Genomic DNA, 12402 nt, shown 5'->3' with positions numbered 1-12402 from the left:
ACGGCGGGCTTCGACAGGGGTCGGCAGGTGCGCTTCGTGCCGGCGGGTCTCGACGCGAGCCTCGGTGCGACCGGGCGCGGGGGCGTCGTGACGGGACGGCGCAGACTGGGCCGACTGGCGGCGGGCGCGGCGGGTGAGCGGGGCCGGCGCGGGGGCGGAGGCCGTCGCGGCGGACGCCGGAGCAGCAGACCGTGCCGAAGTGGAAGACGGTGCCGGAGCCGAGGCGGACGGTGCCGAGGCGGACGGTGCCGGAGCCGAGGCGGAGGGCGAGTCGGCTGCAGAAGACGGTGCGGAAGTCGTCGCCCCGGCGTCGTTCGTGACGAAGAACGAGGAGCCGGAGGGGGTCTGACGCGGGTCGGCGTCGGTGACGGGCGTCGACGTGCCCCCGACCGCGGGCGCGGTGCGGAGACGGTTGGAGCGTCGCGTGAGCGCGGGCGCAACCGGGGGGAGTTCAGCGGGCAAGTCGGGGTTCTCTCGGGTTGTTCAAGCTGGGGAGGGCTTGGTCACTTCGGTTGTTCGGGCAACGAAAGTAACGATCGGGTAAACACTACCGGTTCAGACCTGGGAATGCCATGAACCGGTCACCCTCCGTCATCCGGAGGAGGGTCGCCGGCGACGAGTTCGCGCAGCCGGTCGTGCACGGCGCGGCCGCCCGCGACGAACAGGGGCCGCCGGGAGTCGGTGTCGAAGCGGCTGACGACGCCGCCCGCCTCCTCGATGAGCAGCGCCCCGGCGGCGAAATCCCAGGGCTGCAGACCGCGCTCGAAGAAGCCGTCCAGGCGTCCGGCGGCGACGTAGGCGAGGTCGATGGCCGCCGACCCCATCCGGCGCAGGTCCCGAGCCATCGTCATCGCGCGGCGCACGGTCCGCAGGTCGCCGTCGTGGGTGGCCGGGTCGTAGCCGAATCCGGTGCCGAGGAGGGCGCCGGCGGGCTGCTCGGTGGTGACGGCGAGACGGATGCCGTCGAGCCACGCACCCTCGCCGGCGACGGCGGTGAAAAGCTCGTCCAGGCGGGGAGCGCAGACGGCCGCGGCGACACCGCGCCACTGCTCGGGCGTCGGCTCGCCGGCGACGACCGCGATGCTCACCGAGTAACCGGGGATGCCGTACGCGTAGTTGACCGTGCCGTCGATGGGGTCGACGACCCAGGTGTACTCCGTGGCGCCGCGCTCCGCTCCGGACTCCTCGCCGAGGAACCCGTCGCCGGGGCGCTCCCGGCGCAGGCGTCCGCGGATCAGCTCCTCCACCTCGCGGTCGGCTTCGGTGACGATGTCGGCCAGGGTGGACTTCGTCGCGGCGAGGGGGACGCCGGCCTCGCGTCGGCGGCGGGCGAGGTCGCCCGCTTCAGCGGCGATGTCCGCGGCGAGCGCGCCGAGCTCTGCAGCCGTGGTCATCGCGGAGCCTGCGGGGCCTGCGGCGCGGTCGACGGATCCTGCGGCGGTTGAGGCGGCTGTGGCGCCTGCGGCGCGGTCGACGGATCCTGCGGCGCGGTCAAGGGATCCTGCGGCGCTTGAGGCGGCTGTGGCGTCTGCGGCGCGGTCAAGGGATCCTGCGGTGCGGCGGGCGGCTCCGGCGCCGCAGCGGGCGGGGACTGCGGCGCCGCGGGCGGGGGCGGCGGGAATCCGGGCGACGGCGGCCCGGCGTACGCCGACGAGGCACCGGCGAAGGTCTGCGCTTGCGGGTGCCCCGCGGTCTCGGCCGCCGGCGTCGCCGCCGGGGCGGGCGACTGCAGCGGCTGCTGCACAGCCGGGTAGGTGGGGTAGCCGGTGTAGTAGGCGTTCCAGTCCGGCGACCCGTCCGGCATCACCGGAAGCGGCGTCCGACCGTCGGCATATGTGGGCCAGGCGGCCACCGTGGGTGCCGCGGCCGGCGCGGGCTGCCGCTTGGGGGCGAACAGCGCGTTCAGCAGCGGGATCAGCGTCGTGCCGACCGCGACGAGGATCGTCACGGCGACGACGATGCGCCAGTAGAACTCGCCGTACTCGAAGGTGTGCGGGAAGGTCAGGGCGAACACCAGCAGCGCCACCAGCACGCCCAGCAGCACCAGGGTGCCGATGACGATCCCGCGCGTGAACGCGGTCACATGCCGCCGCGCGGCCTTGAGGTAGAGGCGCACGTGCAGCAGCGCCAGCTGCAGGATGCCGACCACGAGCAGGAACTGCAGGAAGCGCGCGGCCTCCAGCCCGTAGTACTCCTCCTCCGACTCCGGAAGCCAGATCTTCACCGCCCCGACGAGGAGCGCGATGATCCAGGTGATCATGCTGGTCAGCGCCAGCCAGTCCGGCCGGTTGGGCGCCAGACCGGTCTCGGCGATTGCGACACCGGCGAACGCCGCGAGCAGGAAGATGGTGAGGAACGCCCGGCCGACCAGGCCGTCCTGGTCGCCGATGAGCACCCACACCACGCACACGAACGCGGCCGCGATGAGGGCGCCGATGGCGATCCAGATCGCGCCGCGAAGCAGCAGCGAGGTGTTCGGCCGATTCGGCGCAGTGGTGGGGGCGTCAGACATGATGATCCTCTCGTCGGCGTCGTGGTCTCATCCTGCCATGCGCCGCATCCGCCGCCCGCTCGGGGCCCGGGAGCGGTGGACAACTCCGCGGAGGGCGTCGGCTAGGGAGAGCGAGTCAGCGCGCGGCGCGCTCCGAGGCCGCGGCGAACGCGGCGATGCCCGCCTTGGCGTCCTCGGTGTCGAAGGCGGCGCCGATCGTGCGGGCCTCCTCCTCCAGCTGCTCGGCGAAGCCGCGCGCCGGCTGCGACCGCACCAGACGCTTCGCCTGGCCGTAGGCATCCGTCGCCCCGGCGAGCCAGAACCGGGCGATCTCCTCGGCACGTGCGCGCACCGCATCCGCCTCGGCCGCGGCATCCGCTCCCTCCACGACCTCGGCGACGAGCCCCCACTCGCGGGCCTCGGCGGCGGTGAGCAGCCGGTCCTGCAGCACGAGCTGCAGCGCGCGGCGCTCCCCGATCGCGCGGGCGAGCTGCGCCGAGACGGACAGGTCGGGGGTGAGCCCGATGTTCGCGTAGAGGCTGCCCAGCCGCGAGCGGGCGCCCACGACGGCGTAGTCGCTGCAGAGCAGGATGCCCAGCCCTCCCCCGGCGGTCGTACCGTGGGCGGCCGCGACGACGGGGATCGCCGACGACGTCAGCGCGAGGATGCCCTCGTTGATCACGCGGGCGAAGGCCGTGATCTCCTCCCCCGAGCCCATCGTGCGCGCCATGTCGATGACGTCGCCGCCGGCGCAGAAGGCCGGGCCCGCAGCGTCGAGCAGGATGGCCTTCACGTCCGCGCGGGCGACGGCCTCGGTGGTGACGTCCCGCCACGCGTGCGCGAGCTCGGCGTTGAACGCGTTCAGCCGTGCCGGACGGTTCAGCGTGAGCCGCGCCAGTCCCTCGTCGACCGTGAACAGGATGGCGTCGCTCATGGCTCTCCCTCGATGCCGGATGCTCGAATGCCGCCGCGCGACGGGCTCGCGCGCTTCGGTGAATCCATCCTAACCGAGCGCGACGTGGCTCAGGACTCCCCGACGACCCGCGCCACGAACGCCTCCATGCGCCGACGGGTGCCGTCCAGCCGCATGTCGGCCTGCCCCGGGGCGCGCACCTCGTTCGGGGCGAGCGGGTGCGCGAGGCGCACGTTCTCGTGGCAGGACAGATCGGCGCAGATGTAGGTGCCTGCGCTGTCGCCGCGGGCCCCGCGGGCTCCGGTGCGGCGCGCGGTGAAGAGCGCCACCTGGTTGCCCGGCTGCAGCGTGTGGCAGATGTTGCACATGCCGGAGCGGGCACGGCCAGGGTCGGTGGAGCGCAGCAGGATGCCCACGGGATGCCCCTCGTGCTGCACGACCACGCACCCGCGGCGGCTGGAGACGGTGTCGCGCCAGGCGAGGAAGTCGAGGTAGTCCCAGTCGATCAGGAGGAAGTCGTGCGGCATCCCGAGCTGGGCGATCTCCTCCGGCTCGGCGTTGACGATCGACGCGCGGACGTCGGCCTCGGTGAGCGGTCGCATCGTCCCAGTCTAGGAAGGCGCGGCCGGCGCGGGTTCATCGCGCTCGCTGACGGTCGATGAACGCACGGTGCAGCGCTTCGATCTCGTCGGCGAGCTCGAGGGCGGGTCCGGTGACAGCGATCCCGGGAGCGATGACGCCGATCGGCAGCCCCGCGACCGGCCCGGGAGCCACGCCCCACGCGGCGTGCCATTCCGCGAGCTGCGCCGAACTCGCCGCGTACACGATCCGGCCGAGCCCGACCCAGGCGTGCGCCGCGCTGCACATCGGACAGTGCTCGCCGGAGGTGTAGACGGTGGCGTCTCGCCGCTCCTCGGGCGTCAGGTGCGCGGCGGCCCAGCGCGCGATCTCGAACTCCGGATGCCGGGTGCGGTCGCCGCCGGCGACCCGGTTCCGATCCTCGAAGCGGACCGTGCCGTCCGCGTCGACGAGCAGCGATCCGAACGGTTCGTCACCGGCCTCCAGCGCCTCGCGGGCGAGCTCCAGGCAGCGGCGCAGGCGCAGCAGGTCCTCGGGATCGGTGACGGGCGCGGGTGCATCGGCCATGACGGGCTCCTCTCTACTCCGCGTACATCCGCTCGATCCCGCTGGAGCTCGAGGAGGCGGCGCGCGTGGACGGGGCGTCCACATGGCGGGTGTTCTGGCAGATCATCTTCCCGCTGCTGGCGCCGATGAACGCGACGGTCGGCATCCTCACCTGCGTGTGGGCGTGGAACGACTTCATCCTGCCGCTGGTGGTGCTCACCGATCCCGGTGCGCGCACGCTGCCGCTCGCGCAGTACGTGCTGCAGGGGCAGTACAACACCGATTACACGGTCGCGTTCGCCTCGCATCTGATGGCGATGGCCCCGCTGCTGATCGTGTACATCTTCTCGCAGCGCTGGGTGATCTCCGGCGTTACGCGCGGCTCGATCAAGTAGGACGGATGCCCGGCCGGGCGCCGGCGCTGCGGGGGCCGCGGTGCCGGCGCTCGGGCGTGCGGCGACGGGCGGCGCGGGCTGTCACGGGCGGGGCCGCGGGGCGGCGCGGGCTGTCGGGGCGCGGCGGCGGGAGGTGAGGGCTGTCAGGGGCGCGGGCGGCTGGAGGTGAGGGGTGCCGCGGCGAGCAAGGGGTGCCGCGGCGGGTGCGCGGAGCCTACCGTGGTCGCATGGCACTGTTCCGGGTCGGCCGCGCCGCGGCATCCGTCGCCCTCGTCGCGGCGCTGGTGGTGCTCGCCGGATGCACGGCCGCGACGGATGCCCGGCCGCCGAGCCCCTCGCGGCCGGCCGTTCCGAGCGCGAGCGCGGAGCCGGCGCCGCCCGGCCCCACCGGCCCCACCGGCCCGGCGACGGTGATCGCGGAGGGGCTGGACGCGCCGTGGTCGATCGCGTTCCACGACGGGACGGCGCTGATCAGCGAACGCGACACGGCGCGGATCCTGGAGCTCGGCGGCGACGGCGCGGTCCGCGAGGTCGCCGTGATCGACGGCGTCGCGCCGCGGGGCGAGGGCGGACTGCTCGGCATCGCCGCGCACGAGGGCCGGCTGTACGTGTACTCCACCGGCGAGGACGGCAACCGCGTGCAGCGGTTCGAGATCCGGGGCGCGCCGGGCGCGCTGGCGCTCGGACCGGCGGAGACGCTCATCGACGGCATCCCGTCGGCGGGCATCCACAACGGCGGGCGCATCGCGTTCGGTCCCGACGGGATGCTGTACGCGACCACCGGCGATGCGGGCGACACCGGCAACGCGCAGGACCTCGACAGCGTCGCCGGGAAGATCCTGCGGCTGCGGGCGGATGGCGGCATCCCCGAGGACAACCCGTTCCCCGGGTCACCGGTGTTCAGCTACGGGCACCGGAACGCGCAGGGCATCGCGTGGAGCGCGGACGGCACGATGTACGCGAGCGAGTTCGGCCAGAACACCTGGGACGAGCTCAACGTGATCGAGGCGGGCGGGAACTACGGCTGGCCGGAGGTCGAGGGCATCGCCGGCCGGGACGGCTTCATCGACCCGGTGCAGCAGTGGACGCCGTCGGATGCCAGCCCGAGCGGGATCGCCGTCGCGGGCGGCGCGATCTACATCGCCAACCTGCGCGGCGAGCGGCTGCGGCAGGTGCCTCTGGCGGATCTGTCGACCGCGACCGAGCACCTGGTGGGCGAGCACGGCCGGCTGCGCGACGTGGTCCCGGCGCCGGACGGGTCGCTGTGGATCCTCACGAACAACACCGACGGGCGGGGCGACCCGCGGGAGGGCGACGACCGCCTGCTGCGGCTTCCGCTCGGGTGAGCGGCGGTCAGGACCGGATGCCGCGGAGCTCGGCCTGCCGCAGAGCGCGCAGCTGCTCCGCCGGCGGACGGTGGCGGCCAGGGATCGTGGAGAAGCGTCCGATCGCGCCGATCCCGGCGATGGTCGGTCGGACGAACTCGCCCTCGAACCGGACCAGGTTCATGTCGGCGAGGGCGTCCAGCCGGTGGCGCAGCCGCCGCATCCGGAACGGGCCGATCAGGGGCTCCTCGGCGAGGAGCGCCTCCGTGGTGAGCGGCTCGAGGCGGGCCAGCTCGTGATCGACCAGCACGGAGAGCACGTCGCTGAGCGCCTCCGGGAGCTCGGCGGCCCGCGCCTCGCCGCGACCGAGCTCCTCGTCGATGCTGAGATCCAGAGCCACGCGCCGCTCGAGCCGGCTGTGTGCCTGCGGGGCGCGCGTGGACGCACGCTCGTTCTCGAGCCTGTCGCTGGCCGTCATACCTGTGAGACGCGGCAGGCGCCCGTTCATTACGCGAGAACGCCCACTCCCTCCCCGGTCGTTGAGCGAGCGCAGCGAGACGAAACGCCCCGGCGGAGGGCGTTTCGTCTCGCTCCGGCGGTGCGGTTCCTGAGCCTGTCGAAGGGCGCTCGACGACCGGAAAGAGGGGCGGGAACGGCTGAAGGCCCCCGCTGGGCGGAGGCCTTCAGACATTCGGTGGCGAGTGAGGGATTCGAACCCCCGAAGCTTACGCGGCTGATTTACAGTCAGCTCCCTTTGGCCGCTCGGGCAACTCGCCAGTGCACACCCGTCCAGCTTGTTCAGCCAACCGGGGGCGCGAAGTACAAGCATACCCTCCGCGACCGGGGCGCGAGAAATCGGCGGTCAGCTGCCACGGACGCCGCGATCCGCATCCACCAGCGACTCCGGCGTGCGCAGCAGACCGCCCTCCGCACGGCATGTCGCGGCGGCGATCGCCATGGCGCGATCCAGCAGCGCCTGCCACTCGGCATCCGATCCGGGATCCCCTTCCGCGAGCCCCGCAGCGACAGCGGCGAGCGTCGCATCCCCGGCCCCGACGGTGTCCACGATCGACCCCGGGAGCTCCGCGATCGGCGCCGTGAAGACGCCGGCATCCGACTCCAGCACCGCACCCCGCGAGCCGGCGGTCGCCAGCACCGCCGAAACCCCGAGACCCCGCAGCCGCTGCCGCAGGGCGTCCAGGTCGCCGTCGTAGAGCAGCGACGCGTCGTCGGCGCCGACCTTCACCAGCGCGGCCCGGGCGGCGAGCCGCTCGAAGCCGCGGACGAACTCGTCCCGGTCGCTGAGCATGCCCGAGCGCGGGTTCGAGTCGATCGCGACGCGCGCCTCGCCGAGGGCGTCCGCCAGGGCGTCCACCTCGGCCGGGACGTCGAACGGGAAGCAGCTGATCGCGACCACACCGGCATCCGCGATCGCGGCACGCGCCTCGTCGTCGTACCGGATGCTGCGCCGCTGCGCCGCCTCGTTGAAGACGTACTCCGGTTCGCCGCTCGCCGATCGCGTGACGATCGCGCGCGACGACCCGTGCGGCGCCGGGCTCGAGATCAGCGCGACGCCGTGGTCCTTCAGGTACTCGCGGATGTGCGCGCCCGGCTCGTCGTCGCCGACCATGGCGATGAGGGTCGTCGGGACCCCGAGCCGGCGCAGGCCGACGGCGACGTTCAGCGCCGCACCGCCCACCAGCTCCCGGATGCCCGTCGCGTCGCGGATCTCGTCGATCAGGGCGTCGCCGATCACGACGGCGCTCTTCGGCTTCTCAGCGGTCATTCGCCCATTCTCGCGCAGCATCCGACCTGCGCATAACGGATGACACGGCGGCCGCCGCCCTCGCTATCCTGTTCCCACTCTGATGACGGGAGGGACCCATGTCCGACGAAGCAGTCACCCTCTTCGCCGAGTTCACGGCTCTGCGCGGCTGCACCGAGGAGGTCGACGCACTGCTGAGAGGCCTCGTCGCCGATGTGCGGCAGGAGCCGGGCAACCTGGTGTTCGACGCCTACCGCCGCACCGAGGAGCCGGACAGGTTCTTCGTGTTCGAGGTGTACCGCGATCGCGCCGCGTTCGAGGAGCACCTCGCGGCACCGTACGGCGTCCCGTTCAACAAGCGGCTGCAGGAGCTCATCATGGAGGATGCCTCGCAGCTGACCTTCCTGTCCCGCACCGCCGAGCCGTAGAACAGGGTGAGGCCCCGGATTCCGAAGAATCCGGGGCCTCACCTCACCGAAGGCGCGTCAGTTGTACGAGCCCGGGGTGATGTCGTCCGTCGAGAACGCGTCGAAGTCGACGTAGCCGAAGTCGCCCTCGGCGTACGCGCCGTCGGATGCGAAGATCCGGTTCGGGTAGCGCTCGCTCTTGGCCTCCTCGGTCGCCTCCACCGTGATGTTGCGGTACTTGGCGAGACCGGTTCCGGCCGGGATGAGCTTACCGATGATGACGTTCTCCTTGAGACCGACCAGCGGGTCGCGCTTGCCCTCCATGGCGGCCTGCGTGAGCACGCGGGTCGTCTCCTGGAAGGACGCGGCCGACAGCCAGGACTCGGTCGCCAGCGAAGCCTTGGTGATACCCATCAGCTCCGGACGGCCCGAGGCGGGGCGCTTGCCCTCGGCCACGGCCTCGCGGTTGATCTGCTGGTAGCGCTTCAGGTCGACCATCTCACCCGGCAGCAGGTTCGTGTCGCCGTGGTCGACGACCGTGACCTTGCGCAGCATCTGGCGCACGATGACCTCGATGTGCTTGTCGTGGATCGGCACACCCTGCGAGCGGTACACGCCCTGCACGCCGCCGACGAGGTACTTCTGCACCTCGCGGGCACCCATGACGCGCATGACCTCCTTCGGGTCGAGCGTGCCGACCTGGAGCGGCTGACCGACGGTGACGTGCTGGCCGTCCTCAACGAGGAGCGTCGCACGCTTCAGCACCGGGTAGACCACCTCCTCGTCGCCGTTGTCGGGCGTCAGGATGACCTTCTTCGACTTCTCGGTCTCCTCGATCGTGATGCGGCCGTCGGCCTCGGCGATCGGGGAGGCGCCCTTCGGGGTACGCGCCTCGAAGAGCTCCTGCACACGGGGCAGACCCTGGGTGATGTCGTCCGCCGACGCGGAACCACCGGTGTGGAAGGTACGCATCGTCAGCTGGGTGCCGGGCTCACCGATCGACTGGGCGGCGATGATGCCGACGGCCTCGCCGATGTCCACGGTCTTGCCAGTGGCGAGCGAGCGGCCGTAGCACTGCGCGCAGACGCCGACGGCCGAGTCGCAGGTCAGCACCGAGCGGACCTTGATGTTCTCGACACCCAGCGCGACCAGCTTGTCGATGAGCACGTCGCCCACATCGTCGCCGGCGGATGCCAGCACCTCGCCGGCCTCGTTCACCACGTCCGCGGCGAGCGTCCGGGCGAACACCGAGTTCTCCACGTTCGCGTCGCGCACCAGCTCGCCCTGCGAGTTCGGCGCGGCGATCGACAGCTCGAGGCCCTTGGTCGTGCCGCAGTCCTCCTCGCGGATGATGACATCCTGCGAGACGTCCACCAGACGACGGGTCAGGTAACCCGAGTCGGCGGTGCGCAGAGCGGTGTCGGCCAGACCCTTGCGGGTACCGTGCGTCGCGATGAAGTACTCCGCCACCGACAGACCCTCGCGGTACGAGGAGATGATCGGACGCGGGATGATCTCACCCTTCGGGTTGTTCACCAGACCGCGCATACCCGCGATGTTGCGGATCTGCAGCCAGTTACCACGGGCGCCCGAGGACACCATGCGGTTGATGGTGTTGTCAGCCGGGAAGTAGGCCTTCATCGCGGCCTGGACCTCGTCGGTCGCCTCGGTCCAGATCTTGATGAGCTCCTGACGACGCTCAGCGTCGGTGGTGAGACCCTTCTCGTACTGCGCCTGGACCTTCGCGGCCTGCTTCTCGTAGCCGGCGACGATCTCGGCCTTGTTCGGCGGGGTGAGGATGTCGCTGAGCGCGACGGTCACACCGGAACGGGTGGCCCAGTAGAAGCCGGCGTCCTTGATGCGGTCCAGCGTGGCGGCGGTCTCGACCTTCGGGTACTCCTCGGCGAGCTTGTTCACGATCTGCGACAGCTTGCTCTTGTCGGCGACGCCGCGCACGAACGGGTAGCCCTTCGGCAGCGCGTCGTTGAAGATCGCCTGGCCGAGCGAGGTGTCCACGAGGCCGTGGCGCTCGTAGCCCTCGGGGGCCTCGCCCTCGAGGAACGTCAGACCCGGGATGCGGATGCGGACCTTCGCCTGCAGGTCGAGGGTGCCCTCGTCCTTGGCGAGGATCGCCTCGGACACCGAGCCGAACACGCGGCCCTCGCCCTTCGCACCCTCCTTCAGGGTGGTCAGGTGGTGCAGGCCGATGATCATGTCCTGCGAGGGCAGGGTCACCGGGCGGCCGTCGGACGGCTTCAGGATGTTGTTCGAGGCGAGCATCAGGATGCGGGCCTCGGCCTGCGCCTCCACCGACAGCGGCAGGTGCACGGCCATCTGGTCGCCGTCGAAGTCCGCGTTGAACGCCGCGCAGACGAGCGGGTGCAGCTGGATGGCCTTGCCCTCGACGAGCTGCGGCTCGAAGGCCTGGATGCCCAGGCGGTGCAGGGTGGGGGCGCGGTTCAGCAGCACCGGGCGCTCGCGGATGATCTCCTCGAGCACGTCCCACACCTCGGGACGGGTGCGCTCGACGGCGCGCTTGGCGGCCTTGATGTTCTGCGAGTGACCGAGGTCGATGAGGCGCTTGATCACGAACGGCTTGAACAGCTCCAGCGCCATCTGCTTGGGCAGACCGCACTGGTGCAGCTTCAGCTGCGGACCCACGACGATGACCGAACGGCCCGAGTAGTCCACGCGCTTTCCGAGCAGGTTCTGACGGAAACGGCCCTGCTTGCCCTTGAGCATGTCGCTGAGCGACTTCAGGGCGCGGTTGCCGGTGCCGGTGACCGGTCGGCCGCGACGGCCGTTGTCGAACAGCGCGTCGACGGCCTCCTGCAGCATCCGCTTCTCGTTGTTCACGATGATCTCGGGGGCGCCGAGGTCGATCAGGCGACGCAGACGGTTGTTGCGGTTGATCACGCGACGGTACAGGTCGTTCAGGTCGGAGGTGGCGAAGCGGCCACCGTCCAGCTGCACCATGGGACGCAGCTCCGGCGGGATCACCGGGACGACGTCGAGCACCATGGCGGCCGGGCTCATGCCGGTCTCCAGGAACGAGTTCACGACCTTCAGGCGCTTGATCGCGCGGATCTTGCGCTGACCCTTGCCCTCGGCGATCTGCAGGCGCAGCGACTCGGCCTCGCCGGCCAGGTCGAAGGACTCGAGGCGCTTCTTGATCGCCTCGGCGCCCATGTGCGCCTCGAAGTACTGGCCGAAGCGGTCCTGCAGCTCGTGGAAGACGTCGTCCTCGGGACGCAGCGCGCCGACCTCGAGCGTGCGGAAGTCCTCCCACACGCGCTCGAGCTTGGCGATCGCCTCGTCGGCGCCCTTGCGGATCTGCGCCATCTCCTTCTCGGCGGCGTCCTTGACCTTCTTCTTCGCGTCGGCCTTGGCGCCCTCCGCCTCGAGAGCGGCGAGCTCCTCCTCCAGCTTGGCCAGGCGGGCAGCGATCTTCGCGTCGCGGCGGTCGCCGAGCGTCTTCAGCTCGAGGCGGATGTTGTTCTCCTGGGTGGCGAGGTCGCGGTGACGCGCCTCCTCGTCCACCGAGATCACCATGTAGGCGGCGAAGTAGATGACCTTCTCGAGGTCCTTCGGCGCCATGTCCAACAGGTACCCCAGGCGCGACGGGACGCCCTTGAAGTACCAGATGTGGGTGACCGGGGCGGCGAGCTCGATGTGGCCCATGCGCTCACGGCGGACGGAGCTCTTGGTGACCTCCACGCCGCAGCGCTCGCACACGATGCCCTTGAAGCGGACGCGCTTGTACTTGCCGCAGGCGCACTCCCAGTCGCGGGAGGGGCCGAAGATCTGCTCGCCGAAGAGCCCGTCCTTCTCGGGCTTCAGCGTGCGGTAGTTGATCGTCTCGGGCTTCTTGACCTCGCCGTACGACCATCCGCGGATGTCGTCAGCAGTGGCAAGGCCGATTCGAAGCTCATCGAAAGTGGTTGCGTCGAGCACTGGTTCTCCTGGGTAGAAAGTTCTCTT

General features: G+C 71.2%; 11 protein-coding genes, 1 tRNA gene and 1 pseudogene. 4 read left to right on the top strand and 9 right to left on the bottom strand.

Features of this window, described 5'->3' with window-relative positions; genetic code table 11:
* The first annotated feature begins 199 nt into the window (after window positions 1-199).
* The gene (locus JSY13_RS02050) at window positions 200-349 is read left to right on the top strand and encodes a hypothetical protein (protein WP_259607351.1); all 150 of its coding nucleotides are present in this window, start codon (window positions 200-202) and stop codon (window positions 347-349) included.
* A 232-nt stretch (window positions 350-581) separates the two neighbouring features.
* Here JSY13_RS02050 and JSY13_RS02045 read toward each other — a convergent pair whose 3' ends face one another.
* The 5 genes from JSY13_RS02045 to JSY13_RS02025 form a co-directional block, all read right to left on the bottom strand.
* Entirely contained in the window at window positions 582-1394 is an 813-nt protein-coding gene (locus JSY13_RS02045) for an inositol monophosphatase family protein (RefSeq protein ID WP_259607350.1), read from the bottom strand.
* Window positions 1391-2512, bottom strand: a complete 1122-nt coding sequence (locus JSY13_RS02040) for a hypothetical protein (protein ID WP_259607349.1) — start codon at window positions 2510-2512, stop codon at window positions 1391-1393. The genes JSY13_RS02045 and JSY13_RS02040 overlap by 4 nt, the downstream gene beginning before the upstream one ends.
* 115 nt (window positions 2513-2627) lie before the next feature.
* Window positions 2628-3425 carry an enoyl-CoA hydratase/isomerase family protein gene (locus JSY13_RS02035; protein WP_259607348.1) on the bottom strand — a complete coding sequence of 266 codons (798 nt, stop codon included), beginning with the start codon at window positions 3423-3425 and terminating at the stop codon, window positions 2628-2630.
* An 89-nt stretch (window positions 3426-3514) separates the two neighbouring features.
* Window positions 3515-4006 carry an FBP domain-containing protein gene (locus JSY13_RS02030; RefSeq protein WP_259607347.1) on the bottom strand — a complete coding sequence of 164 codons (492 nt, stop codon included), beginning with the start codon at window positions 4004-4006 and terminating at the stop codon, window positions 3515-3517.
* Between the two features lie 34 nt (window positions 4007-4040).
* On the bottom strand, window positions 4041-4550 hold the full coding sequence (locus JSY13_RS02025; RefSeq protein WP_259607345.1) for a nucleoside deaminase: 510 nt from the start codon (window positions 4548-4550) through the stop codon (window positions 4041-4043).
* An 11-nt stretch (window positions 4551-4561) separates the two neighbouring features.
* Here JSY13_RS02025 and JSY13_RS02020 point away from each other — a divergent pair.
* A pseudogene (locus tag JSY13_RS02020) lies at window positions 4562-4924 on the top strand (carbohydrate ABC transporter permease); the annotation flags it as partial.
* A 227-nt stretch (window positions 4925-5151) separates the two neighbouring features.
* Window positions 5152-6270, top strand: a complete 1119-nt coding sequence (locus tag JSY13_RS02015; RefSeq protein ID WP_259607344.1) for a PQQ-dependent sugar dehydrogenase — start codon at window positions 5152-5154, stop codon at window positions 6268-6270.
* A 7-nt stretch (window positions 6271-6277) separates the two neighbouring features.
* On the opposite strand, the gene JSY13_RS02010 is transcribed toward JSY13_RS02015, so the two are convergent.
* The 3 genes from JSY13_RS02010 to JSY13_RS02000 form a co-directional block, all read right to left on the bottom strand.
* Window positions 6278-6727 carry a hypothetical protein gene (locus JSY13_RS02010; RefSeq protein ID WP_259607343.1) on the bottom strand — a complete coding sequence of 150 codons (450 nt, stop codon included), beginning with the start codon at window positions 6725-6727 and terminating at the stop codon, window positions 6278-6280.
* 217 nt (window positions 6728-6944) lie between these two features.
* A tRNA-Tyr gene (locus JSY13_RS02005) sits at window positions 6945-7025 on the bottom strand.
* An 86-nt stretch (window positions 7026-7111) separates the two neighbouring features.
* The gene (locus JSY13_RS02000) at window positions 7112-8035 is read right to left on the bottom strand and encodes a carbohydrate kinase family protein (protein ID WP_259607342.1); all 924 of its coding nucleotides are present in this window, start codon (window positions 8033-8035) and stop codon (window positions 7112-7114) included.
* Window positions 8036-8133: 98 nt separating this feature from the next.
* On the opposite strand from JSY13_RS02000, the gene JSY13_RS01995 reads away from it, so the two are divergent.
* Window positions 8134-8442: a putative quinol monooxygenase gene (locus JSY13_RS01995; RefSeq protein WP_259607341.1), complete on the top strand. Its 309-nt coding sequence runs from the start codon at window positions 8134-8136 to the stop codon at window positions 8440-8442.
* Window positions 8443-8499: 57 nt separating this feature from the next.
* On the opposite strand, the gene rpoC is transcribed toward JSY13_RS01995, so the two are convergent.
* Window positions 8500-12375: a DNA-directed RNA polymerase subunit beta' gene (gene rpoC, locus JSY13_RS01990; RefSeq protein ID WP_259607340.1), complete on the bottom strand. Its 3876-nt coding sequence runs from the start codon at window positions 12373-12375 to the stop codon at window positions 8500-8502.
* Window positions 12376-12402 lie beyond the last annotated feature (27 nt).

The organism is Microbacterium neungamense (assembly GCF_024971095.1).
In the GTDB taxonomy this organism is placed as follows: Bacteria; Actinomycetota; Actinomycetes; order Actinomycetales; family Microbacteriaceae; genus Microbacterium; species Microbacterium neungamense.
The sequence above is the reverse complement of the archived record's forward strand: the minus strand, read 5'-3'. Positions and strand labels throughout refer to the sequence as shown.

Coding starts and splice junctions, on each gene's coding strand:
- JSY13_RS02040 (WP_259607349.1), bottom strand. CDS start 2,512: ATGTCTGACGCCCCCACCACTGCGCCGAATCGGCCGAACACCTCGCTG.
- JSY13_RS02045 (WP_259607350.1), bottom strand. CDS start 1,394: ATGACCACGGCTGCAGAGCTCGGCGCGCTCGCCGCGGACATCGCCGCT.
- JSY13_RS02000 (WP_259607342.1), bottom strand. CDS start 8,035: ATGACCGCTGAGAAGCCGAAGAGCGCCGTCGTGATCGGCGACGCCCTG.
- JSY13_RS02030 (WP_259607347.1), bottom strand. CDS start 4,006: ATGCGACCGCTCACCGAGGCCGACGTCCGCGCGTCGATCGTCAACGCC.
- JSY13_RS02025 (WP_259607345.1), bottom strand. CDS start 4,550: ATGGCCGATGCACCCGCGCCCGTCACCGATCCCGAGGACCTGCTGCGC.
- JSY13_RS01995 (WP_259607341.1), top strand. CDS start 8,134: ATGTCCGACGAAGCAGTCACCCTCTTCGCCGAGTTCACGGCTCTGCGC.
- JSY13_RS02010 (WP_259607343.1), bottom strand. CDS start 6,727: ATGACGGCCAGCGACAGGCTCGAGAACGAGCGTGCGTCCACGCGCGCC.
- JSY13_RS02015 (WP_259607344.1), top strand. CDS start 5,152: ATGGCACTGTTCCGGGTCGGCCGCGCCGCGGCATCCGTCGCCCTCGTC.
- JSY13_RS02035 (WP_259607348.1), bottom strand. CDS start 3,425: ATGAGCGACGCCATCCTGTTCACGGTCGACGAGGGACTGGCGCGGCTC.